Origin of the sequence: Caballeronia sp. TF1N1, from assembly GCF_022878925.1 — a bacterium.
GTDB lineage: Bacteria > Pseudomonadota > Gammaproteobacteria > Burkholderiales > Burkholderiaceae > Caballeronia.
On sequence record NZ_CP084628.1, the window covers coordinates 826,601 to 843,892 of the forward strand.

The 17,292-nt window shown below is 61.3% G+C and carries 13 protein-coding genes; 11 read left to right on the forward strand and 2 right to left on the reverse strand.

What is annotated here, in order from left to right; all coding sequences use genetic code 11:
• Genes LDZ28_RS24480 through LDZ28_RS24525 form a run of 10 tightly spaced genes read left to right on the forward strand, consistent with a single transcriptional unit; the run spans window position 1 to window position 12,773 of the window.
• On the forward strand, window positions 1–1,392 hold the full coding sequence (locus LDZ28_RS24480) for an undecaprenyl-phosphate glucose phosphotransferase (RefSeq protein WP_244829975.1): 1,392 nt from the start codon (window positions 1–3) through the stop codon (window positions 1,390–1,392).
• 56 nt (window positions 1,393–1,448) lie between these two features.
• A complete protein-coding gene (locus LDZ28_RS24485; RefSeq protein ID WP_244829976.1) occupies window positions 1,449–2,846 on the forward strand; it encodes a UDP-glucose/GDP-mannose dehydrogenase family protein in 1,398 nt (465 codons plus the stop codon).
• A gap of 9 nt (window positions 2,847–2,855) precedes the next feature.
• Window positions 2,856–3,299: a low molecular weight protein-tyrosine-phosphatase gene (locus tag LDZ28_RS24490; RefSeq protein ID WP_244829977.1), complete on the forward strand. Its 444-nt coding sequence runs from the start codon at window positions 2,856–2,858 to the stop codon at window positions 3,297–3,299.
• Window positions 3,278–4,474 (forward strand): polysaccharide biosynthesis/export family protein, encoded by a 1,197-nt coding sequence (locus tag LDZ28_RS24495; protein WP_370652230.1) that lies wholly within the window; start codon window positions 3,278–3,280, stop codon window positions 4,472–4,474. The genes LDZ28_RS24490 and LDZ28_RS24495 overlap by 22 nt, the downstream gene beginning before the upstream one ends.
• Before the next feature lie 32 nt (window positions 4,475–4,506).
• On the forward strand, window positions 4,507–6,738 hold the full coding sequence (locus LDZ28_RS24500; protein WP_370652266.1) for a polysaccharide biosynthesis tyrosine autokinase: 2,232 nt from the start codon (window positions 4,507–4,509) through the stop codon (window positions 6,736–6,738).
• Window positions 6,739–6,767: 29 nt separating this feature from the next.
• A complete protein-coding gene (locus LDZ28_RS24505; protein WP_244831029.1) occupies window positions 6,768–7,739 on the forward strand; it encodes a glycosyltransferase family 2 protein in 972 nt (323 codons plus the stop codon).
• On the forward strand, window positions 7,736–8,863 hold the full coding sequence (locus LDZ28_RS24510; RefSeq protein WP_244829978.1) for a glycosyltransferase: 1,128 nt from the start codon (window positions 7,736–7,738) through the stop codon (window positions 8,861–8,863). The genes LDZ28_RS24505 and LDZ28_RS24510 overlap by 4 nt, the downstream gene beginning before the upstream one ends.
• A 4-nt stretch (window positions 8,864–8,867) precedes the next feature.
• A complete protein-coding gene (locus LDZ28_RS24515) occupies window positions 8,868–10,382 on the forward strand; it encodes a glucose-6-phosphate isomerase (RefSeq protein WP_244829979.1) in 1,515 nt (504 codons plus the stop codon).
• Entirely contained in the window at window positions 10,379–11,557 is a 1,179-nt protein-coding gene (locus tag LDZ28_RS24520; RefSeq protein ID WP_244829980.1) for a glycosyltransferase family 4 protein, read from the forward strand. Before LDZ28_RS24515 ends, LDZ28_RS24520 begins: the two co-directional genes overlap by 4 nt.
• 49 nt (window positions 11,558–11,606) lie before the next feature.
• Window positions 11,607–12,773 (forward strand): glycosyltransferase family 4 protein, encoded by a 1,167-nt coding sequence (locus tag LDZ28_RS24525; RefSeq protein WP_244829981.1) that lies wholly within the window; start codon window positions 11,607–11,609, stop codon window positions 12,771–12,773.
• Window positions 12,774–12,837: 64 nt separating this feature from the next.
• Here the strand turns inward: LDZ28_RS24525 and LDZ28_RS24530 are convergent, their stop codons facing one another.
• Both LDZ28_RS24530 and gmd read right to left on the reverse strand, forming a co-directional pair.
• Window positions 12,838–13,755 carry a GDP-mannose 4,6-dehydratase gene (locus LDZ28_RS24530; RefSeq protein ID WP_244829982.1) on the reverse strand — a complete coding sequence of 306 codons (918 nt, stop codon included), beginning with the start codon at window positions 13,753–13,755 and terminating at the stop codon, window positions 12,838–12,840.
• 6 nt (window positions 13,756–13,761) lie between these two features.
• The gene (gmd, locus tag LDZ28_RS24535; RefSeq protein ID WP_244829983.1) at window positions 13,762–14,805 is read right to left on the reverse strand and encodes a GDP-mannose 4,6-dehydratase; all 1,044 of its coding nucleotides are present in this window, start codon (window positions 14,803–14,805) and stop codon (window positions 13,762–13,764) included.
• Window positions 14,806–15,085: 280 nt separating this feature from the next.
• Here gmd and LDZ28_RS24540 point away from each other — a divergent pair, with 280 nt between their 5' ends.
• A complete protein-coding gene (locus LDZ28_RS24540) occupies window positions 15,086–17,281 on the forward strand; it encodes a hypothetical protein (protein ID WP_370652231.1) in 2,196 nt (731 codons plus the stop codon).
• The last annotated feature ends 11 nt before the right edge of the window (window positions 17,282–17,292 follow it).

The following is a 17,292-nucleotide window of genomic DNA, read 5'->3' on the forward strand; positions in this document are numbered from 1 at the left end:
ATGCTGAGCGTGCTATCGAGAGTCGTCGACATTGCCATGGCGGTGCTGGGCGCAGCGCTCGGCGCGTCGCTCTATGCGGGCGCTTTCGTATGGGTCGACGACGTGGAAGGCACCATGCTCGCGTTTTCATGCGTGCTGATGGTGATGACGTTTCCGTCTCTCGGCATCTATCAATCATGGCGCGGCAAGCCGTTCTATGACCTGCTGCTGCGCGTGATCGCGGCGTGGATTCTGGTCGAAAGCGCGGGCGTGCTGCTCACCTTCAGCATTCATCGCGCGGAGTCGCTGTCGCGCTTGTGGCTGATTTACTGGGCTGCGTCGACCATCGGTTTGTTGATCGTCACCAAGACCGTGATTTATACGGCGCTCAGATTTATCCGCCGCGAAGGCTTCAATCAGAAGACGGTGGCTATCGTCGGCTCGGCGCCTTATGCGAAGTTCCTGATTGGCCAGATGCGCAATCGTCCCGAAGCGGGCTTTAGCCCCGTGCTCGTCTTCGACTTGCAACTCGACGCAAACGATTCACCCATGCAAGGCGATGCCTTCAAGGGCGTGCCTATCGAACGCGATCTCGCGGAATTGACCAAGCGTGTGCGCGGCCGTGCGATTCGCGAACTATGGCTTGCCTTGCCGATTTCCGAAGAGCAGACCATTCACCGCCTCGTGAACGAGTTTCGCGACGACTTCGTGAACGTGCGCTTCATTCCGGATGTCCGCAGCCTCTCGTTCTTCAGCAACGCGGTGGTGGATTTGCTCGGCGTGCCCGCGATCAACCTGGCGGCATCGCCGATCACGGATGTGAAAGTGCTTCCCAAGCTCGTCTTCGATCGCGTCTTCGCCGCTCTGGTGCTACTTGGCATGGCGCCGTTGCTCGCGGTGATCGCGTTGATGGTGAAGCTCTCGTCGCCTGGACCGGTGTTTTTCAAGCAAAAGCGCAAGGGGATCGACGGATACGAGTTCGAGATCTACAAGTTTCGTTCGATGAAGGTACACACCGAAGCGAGCGGGCAAATAACGCAAGCGCGTCGCGGCGACAAGCGCGTGACGAAGGTCGGGGCGTTCCTGCGGCGCACGAGTCTGGATGAGCTTCCGCAGTTCATCAACGTGCTGCGCGGCGAGATGTCGGTGGTTGGGCCGCGGCCGCACGCGCTCGAACACGACGATATCTACAAGGACCTCGTCAAAGGCTACATGCATCGCTACCGCATCAAGCCGGGCATCACGGGGTGGGCGCAAGTGAACGGCTATCGCGGCGAGACGGATCGCATCGAAAAGATGTCGGGACGCGTGAAGCTGGATCTCTACTACATGCAGCACTGGACCTTCGGACTCGACATGAAGATCGTCGCGCTGACGCTGTGGAAGGGCTTTGCAGGCGCAAACGCGTATTGATCGGCAGACAAAGTAGTTAGCGATGCAACGATATTTTCACTACCTGGAGCAGGACCATGAAACTGACGATCATCGGCAGCGGCTACGTGGGGCTCGTAACCGGCGCATGCCTCGCGGACATCGGCAATGAAGTACTGTGTCTCGACGTCGATCGACGCAAGATCGCCATTCTCAACAGCGGCGGAATTCCGATCCACGAGCCGGGACTCAAGGAAGTGATCGATCGCAATCGCGAAGCGGGGCGGCTCTCGTTTTCGTCGAATGTGCAGCAGGCGGTCGAACATGGCGAGATGCTGTTTATCGCGGTGGGTACGCCATCCGACGAAGACGGCTCCGCCGATTTGCAATACGTGCTCGGCGCCGCGCGCGATATCGGCCGCTATATGAATGGCTTCAAGGTCGTGGTCGATAAATCCACCGTTCCGGTTGGCACCGCTCGACGCGTGAAGGCTGCGATAGAAACCGAGTTGGCCGGACGCGGCGTCGATCACATGTTCTCGGTGGTCTCGAACCCCGAGTTCCTCAAGGAAGGCGCGGCGATAGAAGACTTCACGCGGCCCGACCGCATCGTGATTGGTTGCGACGACGACGTGCCCGGCGAGCGCGCCCGCGATCGCATGAAGCGCCTCTATGCGCCATTCAACCGCAATCACGAACGCACGCTCTACATGGACGTGCAGTCGGCGGAATTCACGAAGTATGCGGCCAACGCAATGCTCGCCACGCGCATCTCTTTCATGAACGAGCTCGCGAATTTCGCGGACCGTGTGGGCGCCGATATCGAAGCGGTGCGGCGCGGCATCGGTTCGGACCCGCGTATCGGTTACGACTTTCTCTATGCGGGCTGCGGCTATGGCGGTTCGTGCTTTCCGAAGGACGTGCGTTCGCTGATCCAGACCGCGACGGAATTCGGCCATGAGATGAGCATTCTCAAGGCGGTCTCGAACGTCAACGAGGCGCAGAAAGATACGCTCACGCGCAAGATCGTCGAACGTTTTGGCGACGATCTCACGGGACGCACCATCGCGCTTTGGGGCCTCGCGTTCAAGCCCAATACCGACGACATGCGCGATGCGCCGAGCCGCGTGCTGGCCGCTGCGTTGCTCGAACGCGGCGCATGCATCGTGGCTTACGATCCCGTCGCCGTGGATGAAGCGCGCCGCGTCTTTGCCATCGACCTGCACGACAAGCCCGATGCGCTCGGACGTCTCACGTATGCGAACAATCACAAGCAAGCGCTCGACGGCGCGGATGCACTCGTGATCGTCACCGAATGGAAAGTCTTCAAGAGCCCCGATTTCGATGCGATCAAGCGGCGCCTCAAGACACCCGTGATCTTCGATGGCCGCAATCTTTACGAACCGGAAACCCTGCAGGAAATGGGCATCGAGTATCACGCGATCGGGCGCGGCGTGCGCCACGTCGAACGTGACGTGACGGCGAGCGTGGCCTAGAGCGCGCGCATGTTCGGAAGCGTATTGATCGTCTGTCACGCCAACATCTGCAGAAGCCCCGCCGCCGAAGCGCTCTTTCGTGCGCATCTCGCGCGGCGCGGTGGCCGTCCGATCGAGTTTCGTTCGGCGGGTCTCTATGCGCATGAAGGCGACGACATCGACCCGACCATGCAGCGTCTGCTCGCCGAACTCGGGCTGGATTCGTCGGGGCATCGCTCGCGCCGCTTCAATCGTCAAATGGCGCGCGATGCCGAATTGATCCTCGTGCCCGAGCGCAAACAGATCGATGCGATTTCACGACTCGCGCCCACGACGCGCGGCAAGGTGCATCTCTTAGGCAAGTGGGAAGACTCGGAGGTGACAGACCCGTATGGCGGCCATGAAGCCGCTTATCGGGAGAGTTTCGGACTCATCGAACGTCTGGTCCTTGGATGGCTAAACAAAATATGCTGATTTCGCGCTTGTCTAAGTACTCGATTTTGCTGACGACCTTTTTGTCGGCCTTGATTGCCGGATGTGCCGCCACACCGGGAAACTTCCTGAACACATCGCGTCTGCAGGACAACGACCCCACGCCGACCGCGACCTATCCCGTGCGTCTGATCACGGCGCAAGTCGTCGCAGAGGAAATGACCGCGCCTGAAGTCGCGCAACCCTTGCCGCCCGCGCGCTTCGCCGACGAATCGCAATACGTTTATCGCGTGGCGCCGCAGGACATTCTAGGCGTAACGCTCTGGGATCACCCCGAACTGACGACGCCGCAAGGCAGCACCCTGTCGATGGGCGGCAACACCACGCAAACCGTCGCGGGCGCGCTGGCGCAGCCTTATACGCAGGCTTTGCCGGGACAGGCCGATCCATACGGTCAGACGGTCTCCGCGGACGGCTACATCTTCTTTCCGTTCATCGGCAAGACGCGTGTGGCGGGCAAGACCGTCGGCGAGATTCGCGACGAACTCGCGGCCAAGCTCTCGCCGTATATCAAGAACCCGCAGCTCGATGTGCGCGTGCTGGCCTATCGCAGTCAAAAGATCGCGGTGACGGGCGAAGTGAAGACGCCGGGTCCGCTCGCCGTGAGCGATGTACCGCTCACGCTCGTCGATGCCATCACGCGTTCTGGCGGCACGACGACAGAAGCCGACCTGCAGCGCGTGCGCCTCACGCGCGGCGGCAAGCTCTATGTACTCGATGCAAACGGCATGCTCGATCGCGGCGATGTCTCGCAGAACGTCATGCTGCAATCGGGCGACATCCTCAACATCCCGGACCGCTACGACAGCCGCATCTTCGTGATGGGTGAAGTGAAGACGCCGATGCCGGTGAACATGGTGCGCGGCCGTGCATCGATTGCGGATGCGCTCACGCAAGCGGGCGGCGTGCTCGATACCGACGCCAACGTGCGCCAGATTTATGTCGTGCGCGGCGTGCGTGCGAATCCTTCGCAGCCGGACATCTATCGCCTGGACATGTCGCAACCGGATTCCCTCTTGCTGTCGACGCAGTTCCAGCTTCGTCCGCAAGACGTGGTGTATGTCGGAACGGCCGGCGCGGTGCAGTTCAATCGCCTGATCAATCAGGTGCTGCCGACGCTGCAGACGATCTTCTACCTGAAGCAACTGACGCGCTGAGCGTTTCAACCATTACCCGTGGCGGGAGCCGAATCGTGGATATGCAAGCTCATCCTTATTTGCAAAAGCCGGATGAAGAGGACGTGGTCCTCGGCAATCTGATCCAGGCCGTGATCGACGATATCTGGTGGCTGATCGGCGTCGCTGCTTTCGTCATCGCGGCGGCGGCTGTGTACTGCTATTTCGCGCGGCCCATCTACTCCGCCGACGCGCACGTGCGCGTCGAGACGAACGACAACACGTCGCAAGCGCTGACGCAGACGCAGACGGGTCAGGCCATCAACAGCGGATCGAGCGCGCTGCCGACGGATGCGGAAATAGAGATCATCAAGAGCCGTGGCGTGGTCGCGCCGGTGGTCGATCAATGCAAGCTGAACTTCGCGGTATCGCCCATGACGATGCCGTTTTTCGGCAGCATCGCGGCGCGGTTCGCGACGCCCGGCCAGCTCGCGAAACCTTGGTTCGGCATGACGAAATACGCATGGGGCGGCGAGGTGATCGACGTCGATTCCGTCGATGTCGAACCGCGCTACGAAGGCAAGGACCTGATCCTCACCGCACTCGGCGATGAACGTTTTTCGCTCGTCGATCCGGACGGTCATGCGCTCTTGCAAGGCAGGGCCGGCGCAAGCGCAAGCGGCAATGGCGTGACGCTGCTGGTGACGAAGCTCGTGGCGCGCCCCGGCACGCAGTTCAAGGTAATGCGCGCGAACGACCTGAGCGCCATCGGCGCGTTTCAATCGGGGATCACGGTGACGGAGCAAGGCAAGCAGACCGGCGTGATTCAGATATCGCTCGAAAATCAGAATCCGGACAAGGCGGCGGAAATCGCCAATGCGCTGGCGCAGTCTTATCTGCGTCAGCATATCGAGAGTAAGCAGGCCGACGCCAGCAAGATGCTCGAATTCCTGCGCAGCGAAGAGCCGCGTCTGAAGTCCGATCTTCAGCGCGCGGAAGCGGCTTTGACCGAGTATCAAAGGCAAGCGGGCGTCATCAACGCAAGCGACGAAGCCAAGGTCTATCTCGAAGGCAGCATCAACTATGAAGCGCAGATTTCCGCGCTACGTTTGCAGATTTCGTCGCTTGAGCAGCGTTATGGTAACGCGCATCCCGCGTTGCAGACCGCGCGCGATCAGCTCTCGCAACTCGAAGTGCAACGCGAACGTTATGCATCGCGTTTTCGCGATCTGCCGCAATCCGAAGTGAAGGCGGTCGCCTTGCAGCGCGATGCAAAAGTGGCCGAAGACATCTACGTGCTGCTGCTCAATCGCGTGCAGGAATTGTCCGTGCAGCGCGCGGGAACGGGCGGCAACGTGCATATCGTGGATGCCGCGCTGCGTCCGGGCGATCCGGTCAAGCCGAAGAAAGTGCTCATCATGTCGGCGGCCGTGATTCTCGGCTTGATCCTCGGCACGGGTTTCGTGTTTGCGCGGCGCGCGATCTTCAAGGGCATCGACGATCCGGAAAGACTCGAACGTGTCGCTGCATTGCCTATCTTCGGCCTCGTGCCGCAAAGCGCGGAACAGATCAAGTTCGATACCGACGCGCGCCGCTATCAGAACCGTGGCGATCGTCTGCGCGAGACACCGATCCTCGCGACCATGCGTCCGAACGATGTCACCGTCGAGATCATGCGCAGCCTGCGCACGTCGATTCAATTCGCGTTGATGGAATCGCGCAATCGCGTCGTCATGTTCACGGGGCCAGCAGCAGGCGTCGGCAAGAGCTTTCTGGCGGTGAATCTTGCCGTGCTGCTCGCGGCGACCGGCAAGAAAGTCTTGCTGATCGACGCCGACATGCGACGCGGCAAGCTCGAACGTTCCTTCGACGGCGAACGCGTGCCGGGTCTTGCCGAGTTGCTTGCGGGGAACATCGGGCTCGAAGAAGCGATACGCACGACGCGCATTCCATCGCTCGGTTTTCTTGCCGCGGGCAAGCGTCCGGAGAATCCTTCGGAGCTATTGATGTCGCCGCGTCTTCAGCAGTATCTCGATGGCCTGAGCCGCGCGTATGACGCAATCATCGTCGATACGCCGCCGGTGCTCGCAGTCACGGATGCGCTGATCGTCGGCAAGCTCGCGGGCGCCAACTTCCTCGTGCTGCGCTCCGGCGCACATAACGAAGCGGAGATCAGCGAAGCCACGCGCCGTTTGCGCACGGCGGGCATCGCGGTGCAGGGCGCGATTCTCAATGGCACGCCATTGCGGGCACGCGGCTACGGGCGCTCGCATTACGCGAGCACGGAAGAATATTTGAGCGCATGAAGTCGATTCGAGAGGAACGAGCCATGACTCTGAAAGTTTCCGTGCTGGTGCCGACTTATCGGCGCCCGGCGGACCTCAAGCGCTGTCTTGCCGCATTGCGCGCGCAGACGCATTTGCCCGATGAAGTGCTGGTCATTGCGCGTCCGGAAGACGATGCGACCGCGCGACGTCTCGCCATCGAGATGAAAAGCGCGAACGGCTTTACGTTGCGCGTGATCGATACCGGCGCGGGTGGCCAGGTCGCCGCACTCAATCGCGGGCTGGAGGCCGCGCAGGGCGACATCATCGCCATCACGGACGACGATGCGGCGCCGCGCCCCGACTGGACCGCGCGCATCGTCACGGCATTCGCGCACGATACGCGGCTCGGCGCAATCGGCGGACGCGACTGGGTGCACGAGAAAGGCCGCGTGCTGGATGCGTCGCGCGAGGAGGTGGGCGTGATCCGGCGCACGGGGCGCATTGTCGGCAATCATCATCTCGGCGTGGGCGCGGCGCGCCGTGTACGCATGCTGAAGGGCGCGAACATGAGCTATCGGCGCGTGGCCGTGGCGATGCTGCGCTTCGATACGCGTTTGCGCGGCGCGGGCGCGCAAGTGCATAACGACATGGCCTTCAGCATGAGCGTGGAGCGCGCGGGATGGCATGTGATGTACGACCCGCTGATCGCGGTGGATCACTTCCCGGCAGAACGTTTCGACGATGATCGCCGCGACGCGCAAACGCTCAACGCATTAGAGGACGCGGCCTACAACTTCCATCTGATCCTGAGCGAACAACTGGCATCGTTCGATCGCGAGGTCGCGTGGCTTTGGTATGCGTTGATCGGTACGCGCGTGTATCCGGGTGCGGTGCACGCGCTTGCTGCCGCGCGTTTCGGATTGCCGCGCGCATGGCAACGCTGGCGCGCGGTCCGACGAGGCGCATATGAAGCGCGCCGCGATGCGCGACATTCGCGCGATGACACCACGCAATCCATTCATGCCGCGAGGACGCTATGACTCACGTGCACGTGCATCTCTTTCATGGCGCGGACCCACGGCATTACCGTTCCGGCGATGAGATCGGCTGCCTCTACGGCTATCACCATGCCGAATCGCCGGAGTTCGTGCTTTCCTATTCACGCGATGCCGCCGAAGGTAAGCCGATGCGCATCTTGCGGCGCGCGCTTAAGACGATCGTAGGGTTCGACTTCATTCATACGTGGCGCAATCGCGATGACATCTTGTCCTCGGATGTCGTGTGGACGCATACGGAGCACGAGCATCTTTCGGTCGCGCTGTTGCTGCTTCTCAAGGGCCGGCGCAAGGAATCGCCAGGCTCGCCGCTCTTGCTCGCGCAGTCGATCTGGTTGCTCGACAAGTGGGCGGGTTATGGCGCGTTACGTCGCTGGGTGTATCGCAAGCTGATCGACCGGGCCGATATTCTCACCACGCATTCCAGCGTGAATGCAGCGCTGGTGCGCGAATACTTCGACCGTGAAGCGACCCAAGTCTTCTATGGTCTGAACATGCAGGACTTCACGGTGCAAGCGCCGCGCGAATGGACGCCGCACGCGCCGGTGCGCATCGGCGCAATTGGCAATGACCGTGACCGCGACTGGCCGACGCTTGCCGCCGCGTTTCGCAACGACGCGCGCTACGAAGTGCGAATTGCAACGCGTCGCCGGGTGCCGGCGGCCTTGCGCGCATCGAATGTTCATGTGGCGCCTGCAATCGGTCTCAAGGCCGCGCGCGAGGTCTACGATTGGGCCGACGTGATCGTCGTGCCATTGCGCGCAAATACGCATGCCTCGGGGCTGACGGTGCTGCTCGAAGCCATCGCGCTTGGCAAGCCCGTGATCGTCACCGATGTCGGTGGCCTGCGCGACTACTTCGGCGCAGGACATGTCGCCTATGTGCCCGCGCACGATTCCGCCGCCATGCGCCGCGCGCTCGATGAAATGCGCTCGAACCCGGCGCTTGCGCTTCATCGCGCACAAGCGGCGCTGCGGCATTTCATCGAGCAGGACTACACCACGCGGGAATTCGCGCTGCAGCACGTGAGGATTACGCGCGAGGCGCTGCGTCCTTCGTTCGGACGCAACATGCATACGCGTTCACAACCGACGCACCGCACGAGTTGATGCGATGACCGCGCCCACGCTTCCTCATTCCCCACGCGCGCCACGCAATCTCGCCGGTCGCATCGGCAAGGTCGGCGAGGACTCGACGCACACGCGCAAGGGCGCACCGGAGTGGACCGCGCAAGCCATCGTCTGGGGCTTGACGACGCTGCTCGTGCTCGCCAAGCAAGGCACCGTGCTCACGCTCGCCTTCCCGTTGATGGCCACGCTTGCCGCGCTATGGCTCTACTTCAAGAGCCCGGCGCGTTATGTGGGCTTCATGTGGTGGGTCTGGTTCCTGAGCCCCGAAGTGCGGCGTCTCGCGGACTGGGGCAAGGGCGGCTTCACGCCGACGAGTCTCATCCAGATTGCGCCACTCGTCGTCACGATGATCTGCGGCATCACCCTCTTGCGGCAATATCGCGTGCTTGCGCAACGGCGCGGCCTGCCGGTGCTGCTGATGCTGCTCGGTATCGCGTATGCGTATCTCATCGGCGTGGCCGCGAGCGGGCCGATGGCCGCCACTTACGACCTCGCGAACTGGCTTTATCCGGTGCTGATCGGCTTTCACATTCTCGTGAATGCGCACGAGTATCCGAAATATCGCAAGGTCATGCTCGATACGTTCGTGTGGGGCCTCTTCATCATGGGCGCATACGGCATCGTGCAATTCTTCGTCATGCCGCCGTGGGACGCCATGTGGATGATCGGCTCGCAGATGAACTCGCAAGGCGAGCCGGTGCCGCTCGGCGTGCGTGTATTCAGCACGATGAACTCGTCAGGGCCATTTGCGCTCGTGGTCATGGCCGCGCTGACCTTCGTGATGGCGGGCACGCAGCGCATCAAATGGATTGCTGGCGGTCTCGGCTTCGTATCGTTCGGTCTTTCGCTCGTGCGCTCGGCGTGGGGCGGATGGATCATCTCGATGGTGTTGCAGCTCATCAAGGCAAGCAACCGCGTGCGCTTGCGGATACTGCTTGGCGCTATCGTGCTCGTCGGGATCTCGATCCCTTTGATGACCGTCGGGCCGATTGCCGACCGTCTGGGCACGCGTCTCCAGACCATGACCAACCTGAGCGACGACAGCAGCTACGCGGCACGCAACGAGTTCTATGCGAACTTCATGGTCACCGCCTTCACCGATGTCACCGGCGAAGGTTTTGGCGCTACCGGAACCTCGACGAAACTCGCGAGTGCAAACGGTGATCTTGGCAAATACGGCAGCTTCGATAGCGGCCTCATGAACGTGCCGTTCGTGCTCGGCTGGCCCGGCGGATTGATGTATGTCGCGGGCGTGGGCCTCTTGCTCGTGCGTGCGTTACGCGCTTCATTTTCCCTGCGCGACGACAAGTTCGCGCAAGCGTGCCTGAGTCTTTCATTTTCGATGGTCGGCATTCTCGTGTTCGCTAACACCTTCGTCAGTACGGGCGGATCGTTGCTGTTCATGAGCCTCTTTTCGATCATCGCCGCGCGCCATCATGCCAAGCTCACGCGCCGGCGCGCCACGTTTTCTCCTTCCATCACGAGGTCAAGCCGATGAAGATCGCGATCGTCACGCACGTCGTGCGTCATAACGACGGCCAGGGGCGCGTCAACTACGAGATTGCACGCGCGGCGCTCGCGGAAGGGCATGACGTGACGCTGATTGCGTCGCATGTCGCGCCCGAACTGCTGCAAAACCCGCGATTGCGCTGGGTGCGCGTGACAGCGGGCCGCTACTGGCCGACGCGGCTGCTCAAGCAACAGGTCTTCGCCATCAAGAGCGCCTGGTGGTTGCGCACGCACCGCGATGAATACGATGTCCTGCACGTGAATGGCTTCATCACGTGGGCGAAGGCCGACGTGAACACCGCGCACTTCGTGCATGGCGGCTGGACGCGTAGCCCGTATTATCCGTTTCGCTTGAGCGGAGGTGTCTGGTCGGCGTATCAGGTGATCTATAGCCGCATGAATGCGTGGCTCGAAGGATGGGCTTATCGACGCTCGCGTGTGATCGCGGCGGTATCGGAGAAAGTGGCCGAGGAGATACGCGCGGGCGGTATAGAGCGAAATCGTGTCGAAGTGGTTTATAACGGCGTGGACACGGCCGCGTTCTCGCATGCGAGCAAGAACCGCTCGATGTTCGATCTCCCCGATGACGCGTGCCTGTTGCTCTTCGTCGGCGACTTGCGCACGCCGCGCAAAAACCTTCAAACGGTGCTGCAAGCGCTGGTGGGTCTGCCGCGTAGCGTGCAACTCGTCGTGGCGGGTTATCTGCCGGGCAGTCCTTATCCGGAGCAGGCACGCATTCTCGGCATTGCGGACCGCGTGCATTTTCTCGGGCTCGTCAAGGACATGCCGACCTTGATGCATTCCGTCGATGTCTTCGTGTTTCCCTCGCGTTACGAAGCCATGAGTCTTTCGCTGCTCGAAGCGCTTGCAGCGGGTCTTCCCGTGGTGACGGCGCAAACGGCTGGTGGCGCGGAGATCATAGGCGACACGTGCGGCATCGTGCTCGACGATCCCGACGATGAACTGGCACTCGCACGCGCCATCGATACGTTGGCGCATTCGCCCGCACGTCGCGCCGAAATGGGCGAAGCGGCGACGCAACTCGCGACCAATTTCAACTGGGCGCGCATGGCGCGTCGTTACCTCGACCTTTATCGCAGCTTCGCGCAGCGTGAGCGTTCACCCGCCCCGCTTGCTGCAACCTCCGCGCAAACAGGCGTCTGACCGCTCAACCCGAGCTTATCCCGAGACTAACCCGACCTTGGACCCACACATGAGCACGCACACTATCAAGTCCCTGCAAATCGGTATGCATTGGTTCCCCGAGCGCGCGGGCGGACTCGATCGCATGTATTACACGCTGGTCGGTGCGCTGCCTGCGGCGGGCGTCGATGTGCGCGGCGTGGTCGCGGGCTCGCCTCGCGTGGCTGTCGATACGGGCGGCGCGATTCGCGGCTTCGGTCCCGCCGCGCAGTCGTTGCCGCGACGCCTGATGAATGCACGCAACGCATTGCGCGACACCTTGAAGAGTGAGCGTCCCGATGTCGTCTCCTCGCACTTCGCGCTTTATACGTTTCCTGGTCTCGATGTGACGCGCGGCATCGCGCAGGTATCGCATTTTCAGGGGCCTTGGGCGGATGAGAGTCATGTGGAAGGCGCCGACTCGTTCGGGCAGCGCGCGAAGTTCATGCTGGAGCGGCGCGTGTATGCGCGTTCTTCGCGGCTGATCGTCTTGTCGGAAGCGTTCGGGCAGATTTTGAGCACGCGCTATGGCGTGCCGGAAGAGCGCATTCGCGTGGTGCCGGGCTGCGTGGACGTCGCGCAATTCGACCTGAAGATGACGCGCACCGAAGCGCGCAGGCGTCTGCAATTGCCGGTGGGAAGACCGATCGTGCTCGCGGTGCGGCGGCTCGTGCGGCGCATGGGACTCGAATCGCTGATCGACGCGATGACGCGCGTGAAAGCCAAGATCCCCGATGTGCTACTGCTGATCGCGGGCAAAGGCAGGCTTGCGGACGAGTTGCAGCAGCGTATCGATGCAGCGGGCTTGCAGGATAGCGTGCGCCTGCTCGGCTTCGTGCCCGATGAGCAGCTCGCCGCGCTTTATAGTTCCGCCGATGTGAGTATCGTGCCGACAGTCGCGCTGGAAGGCTTTGGCTTGATTACCGTGGAATCCCTGGCTTCGGGAACGCCGGTGCTGGTTACGCCGGTTGGTGGCTTGCCAGAAGCGGTACGTGGACTATCCGAGGACCTCGTGCTGGCATCGACCGGCGCGGATGCTATCGCCGATGGACTGATCGCCGCGTTCGATGGATCGCTCGATCTCCCGAACGAGGCGGATTGCAGGCGTTACGCGTGGGAACATTTCGATCGCGGCGTGATTGCGCGGCGCGTGGCTGCGGTTTATGAGGAAGCGATTGAAGCGGGACCGGTGCATTGAAAAACGATAAAGCGCTTCCGCGGATAACCGCCGAAGCGCTTTTTAATCGACGCTCAAGCGTAAATCAGACCGCTACTCGCGCGCTCATATACTCGTACATCCACTCCAACGTGCAATCGATCGGTGTAGCCGGCACTTGCCCGATCACCCGCCGCAACTTGCGATTGGACCCGACGAGCCGCGCGATCTCATTGCGTCTCAAGAAACGCGGATCGACGAATACATCGATCTTGTAGCCGGCTATGCGCGCAAGCATTTCAAGCACCTCGCCAAGCGAATGACTACGCCCGGAGCAGATGTTGAACGTCTCACCCGCAGGCGCCGCTTCGAGCAATTTCGCATAGGCGGCCACCACGTCCCGTACATCGGAGAAGTCGCGCGACACATTCAGATTGCCGAGCGAGATGCGCGCTTCATGCCGTGCGTAGTGCCCGACGATCTTCGGCAACACATAGTCTTCGCTTTGTCCCACGCCTGTATAGTTGAACGGCCGCACGAAGAAGATCGGCAACCGGTCCATCCATAGCCGCGATGCCTGTTCCATCGCGAGCTTGCTGACCGCATAGTCGTTGGCGGGCTTGATATCGACATCTTCATCGATCACTTCCACCGCTGCGTTGCCGTACACATTGGCCGTACTTGCAAGCAAGACCGCGCGCGGCTTGCGGTCGAGCGTGGCGAGCGCGGCAAGCAGGTTACGCGTGCCGACGATATTCACGAGATAAGTCGTGCTCGGCGTGTTGCCCGTGACATGCGCCGCGCCCGCCAGGTGCACGACGACATCGGGCCGCGCATCGGCGACGAATGACTTGAGGGCGTCAGCGTCGAGCAGATCGACGGGCAGGCCGACGACATTGGGCACATCGGCTTCCGGCGAAGCGGACGTGGTGCCCCAGACGTCGTAGCCTGCGTTCATCAAATGCGCCGCCATGTGGCGGCCCGTGAAGCCGGAGAGCCCGGTTATGAGTGCGCGACGAGGCATGGGCGTTCAGAAGGTAGGCTGCAATTCGTTACGCTTCAGGTCCGCTTCCACCATCATCTGGCAGAGCGCTTCGAGCGTGGTCGTGGGATGCCAGCCCAGCTTTTCGCGTGCCTTGTCCGCGCTGCCAATCAACAAATCCACTTCCGCCGGACGATAGAACTTCGGGTTCACGCGCACCAGCGTACGTCCCGTCGATATGTCGATACCGCGTTCGCGCTCGCCTTTACCGGCCCATTCAAGTTGATAACCCGCTGCGGCAAATGCCATGCGCACGAAGTCGCGTACCGTCTCCGTGCGATTGGTGGCGAGCACATAAGTATCGGGCTCGCTCGCCTGCAGCATGCGCCACATGCCTTCCACGTATTCGGCGGCAAAGCCCCAGTCGCGCTTTGCGTCGAGATTGCCAAGCTCGAGCAACTCTTCCTTGCCGAGCTTTATTTTTGCAACCGTATCCGTGATCTTGCGCGTGACGAATTCACGGCCACGCAACGGCGATTCGTGATTGAACAAGATGCCGCTGCATCCGAAGATGTTGTACGACTCGCGATAATTGATCGTCGTCCAATGAGCGAACAGCTTGGCCACACCATATGGGCTACGCGGATAAAAGGGCGTCTCCTCCGATTGCGGAATCGCCTGCACCTTGCCGAACATCTCCGATGTCGATGCCTGGTAATAGCGGATCGTCGGATCGATCACGCGCACGGCTTCGAGCAGATTGAGTGCGCCTAAGCCCGTGACGCCCGCGGTCGTCGAAGGCTGATCGAAGGAGACGCCCACGAAGCTTTGCGCCGCGAGGTTATAGAGCTCGCTTGCTTCGGCGGATTCGAGCAGACGCAGGTTCGAACCAAGATCGGTCAGATCGTGCTCAACCAGCTTGAGCTTCGGATGCCGGTCTATACCGAGTTCCGCGATACGCCAGAAATTCACCGAGCTCGTGCGCCGATACGTACCGACCACTTCGTAACCTTTGTCGAGCAGCAGCTTGGCAAGATACGCGCCGTCCTGCCCCGATACTCCGGTGATGATCGCCTTGTTCTGCGTGGCCATGGTGTTACCTCGTCGGTGATGTCATGAGGCGATTCTAGGCAAAAGAAATCGGAAAAAAACCTTTAGCAATTTTTAATGAACGCGCCATTCGGCTTTAGGAAAAGACATTTCTTAAGCCATGCGAATGCCATTTAGCAGACGAATATTTTTCGTTTTTTTAGCTTTATTTGGCCTCTAACCTGCAAAGCGTCGGACCGCGACTCTTCTCGTCGATGCGACCAGACGACGTCCCGATGCATCGAGCGCACCCGGCGTGCACGCAGTTTTATCGGAGGCCCCGTTGCGGCGTAATTCGTTCATTACTTCCGTTTGCAAGCTGATCTGTTTGCCGCTCGCGTGCGTGGCGACTGGCGCATTCGCGACGCCTCCCGTGCTCGATGCAAAGACATCGTGGATAGGCAATACGTCGGGCTTTGGCGACGGCACATGGACGCAGATCAACATCACGGCGATTGCCGTTGCGCCCGATGGCCGCGTGTTCACCAATGCGCCGTGGGACGAAAGCGGAGCGGAAGCGAGCGTGTATCGCGATGGCCGCATGTCGAGTTACGCCGGCGGCACGCATGGATGGGGCGCTTCCGGCGGCAATGCCGTTGCAGTGAATTCGCGCTATGTATTTGTCGCCGTCGGCGTGGGTAACGAACGAGGCCGGCTCGTCAAGCAAGGCGTGTGGCCGCCTGCGGGCAAGCAGTGGTGGGGCGTATCGCGTCGCGATATCAACGACGTCAAGCGTCCCGTGCCTTTCGGTGCGAGTGCATTGAACGACAAGGACCCGCGCGCCACGCTGGCGCGCAGCTTCCTCACGATCAACGAGTCGAACGACGCACGACAGGACGTAAGCGGTCTTGCTGCAAGCGAAACGAGGCTTTATGTGGCGAACACGGCGCTGAATCGCATCGAAGTCTATGACGCGCAGTCGATGCAAAAGGAAGCGCAATGGAGCGCGCCGCAGCCGGGGAAGATCGCGCTGTCGGCGGATGGTTCCTTATGGGCGATCGTGGAGAGCAATGGCGATCATCCGCGCATCGCGCATTACGCCGCATCGGGCGCGTTATTGGACGATGCGCCGCGCTTGAATGCCGATAGCAGCGCGGTGGATATCGCCATCGACAGAGAAGGGCGTCTGCTTGTAGCCGATAACGGGCCGCGTCAGCAAGTGTTGTTCTTTATACGCAAGGCGAATGCTTATCACGAAGCTGGCGCGTTGGGCGAGCGCGGCGGCATCTTCTCCGGCGTTGCGGGAACGCCGGGCCCGCGTCGCTTCAATGGCCTGACAGGCGTGGGTGTCGATGCCGCTGGCAACGTCTATGTATCGACGAACGGAATAGGGCCACGCACGGGTTCGACGGGCGCCGGTCTTGGCGCGACGCTGGAAAGCTATGCCGCCAATGGCGCGTTGCGTTGGCAGACGCAAGGGCTTCTTTTCGTCGATGGCGCGTGGATCGATCCGGGCCGCCCCAATAGCGTCTTTACCGGCAACAAGCGGTTCGAGCTGGACCTGTCGAAGCCTGCGGGACAGGACTGGAAATACGCGGGCTTTCTGTCGGGCCGCTTCAAGTATCCCGACGATCCGGTGTTCCACGTCGATCAATGGCCGGGCATGCCTATCGCGAGAAAACTCGATGGCCGCACGTTCCTGTATCTGACCGACATGTATGCGGATCACATGAAGATCTATCGCTTCGATGCGAAGCATGACGGCGAGCTGGCGATTCCATCGGGCTTTATCGCGGGAAGACCACGCCCCGTGCAGAACGTGCCGAACCGCCCCGAAGGCGGCGAGTGGATTTGGCGCGATAGCAATGGCAACGGCCGCTTCGACGAAAGCGAATTCAAGCGTAATCCGGGCACTGCGCGCATGACGGGCGGCTGGGGCTGGTGGGTCGATATCAAAGGCGACATCTGGCGCACGAGCGACGTGAAGGGCATTCATCGCCTGCGCTATGGCGGCCTCGACAAGCAAGGCAATCCTGTCTACGACTACGAAAACATCGAGACGTACCCCGTTCCCGCGCCGTTCACCGAATTGCGCCGCGCGATCTACGACGCGGCAAGCGACACGCTCTATGTCACCGGTTATACAGCGGACGCGCCTTGCGACAAGCGCTATTGGAAAGAGGTCGGAAAGCGCCTCGTGCGCTACGACCACTGGTCCGACGGCCCGCATCAACGCTATGCAATCGACTTGCCGTGGGATACGCAGAAGAAGCCGCTATCGACCGTGATTGGTGTGACCGTCGAAGGGCAATACGTGTTCGCGGTCGAGCCTGTTGGCGACGTGCACGTGTTCGACAAGGACTCCGGCAAAGAGGTAGGCGTAATCAAGCCGGGGGCGGAAGTCGGTCATGCGTCGGGCTGGGTGGACGTACCCAATGGCGTGAGCGCCTATAGGCGCGGCGATGGCGAGTACCTGGTGTTCGTCGAGGAAGACGCACGAGGCAAGGTGATGATGTACCGCTGGAAACCCGGCACATGAAGTCGCGAGGA

Excerpts from the sequence above, each read along its gene's own strand:
- LDZ28_RS24515 (WP_244829979.1), top strand. The coding sequence starts at position 8,868 with ATGACCGCGCCCACGCTTCCTCATTCCCCACGCGCGCCACGCAATCTC.
- LDZ28_RS24485 (WP_244829976.1), top strand. The coding sequence starts at position 1,449 with ATGAAACTGACGATCATCGGCAGCGGCTACGTGGGGCTCGTAACCGGC.
- gmd (WP_244829983.1), bottom strand. The coding sequence starts at position 14,805 with ATGGCCACGCAGAACAAGGCGATCATCACCGGAGTATCGGGGCAGGAC.
- LDZ28_RS24525 (WP_244829981.1), top strand. The coding sequence starts at position 11,607 with ATGAGCACGCACACTATCAAGTCCCTGCAAATCGGTATGCATTGGTTC.
- LDZ28_RS24495 (WP_370652230.1), top strand. The coding sequence starts at position 3,278 with ATGGCTAAACAAAATATGCTGATTTCGCGCTTGTCTAAGTACTCGATT.
- LDZ28_RS24480 (WP_244829975.1), top strand. The coding sequence starts at position 1 with ATGCTGAGCGTGCTATCGAGAGTCGTCGACATTGCCATGGCGGTGCTG.
- LDZ28_RS24490 (WP_244829977.1), top strand. The coding sequence starts at position 2,856 with ATGTTCGGAAGCGTATTGATCGTCTGTCACGCCAACATCTGCAGAAGC.
- LDZ28_RS24510 (WP_244829978.1), top strand. The coding sequence starts at position 7,736 with ATGACTCACGTGCACGTGCATCTCTTTCATGGCGCGGACCCACGGCAT.
- LDZ28_RS24520 (WP_244829980.1), top strand. The coding sequence starts at position 10,379 with ATGAAGATCGCGATCGTCACGCACGTCGTGCGTCATAACGACGGCCAG.
- LDZ28_RS24530 (WP_244829982.1), bottom strand. The coding sequence starts at position 13,755 with ATGCCTCGTCGCGCACTCATAACCGGGCTCTCCGGCTTCACGGGCCGC.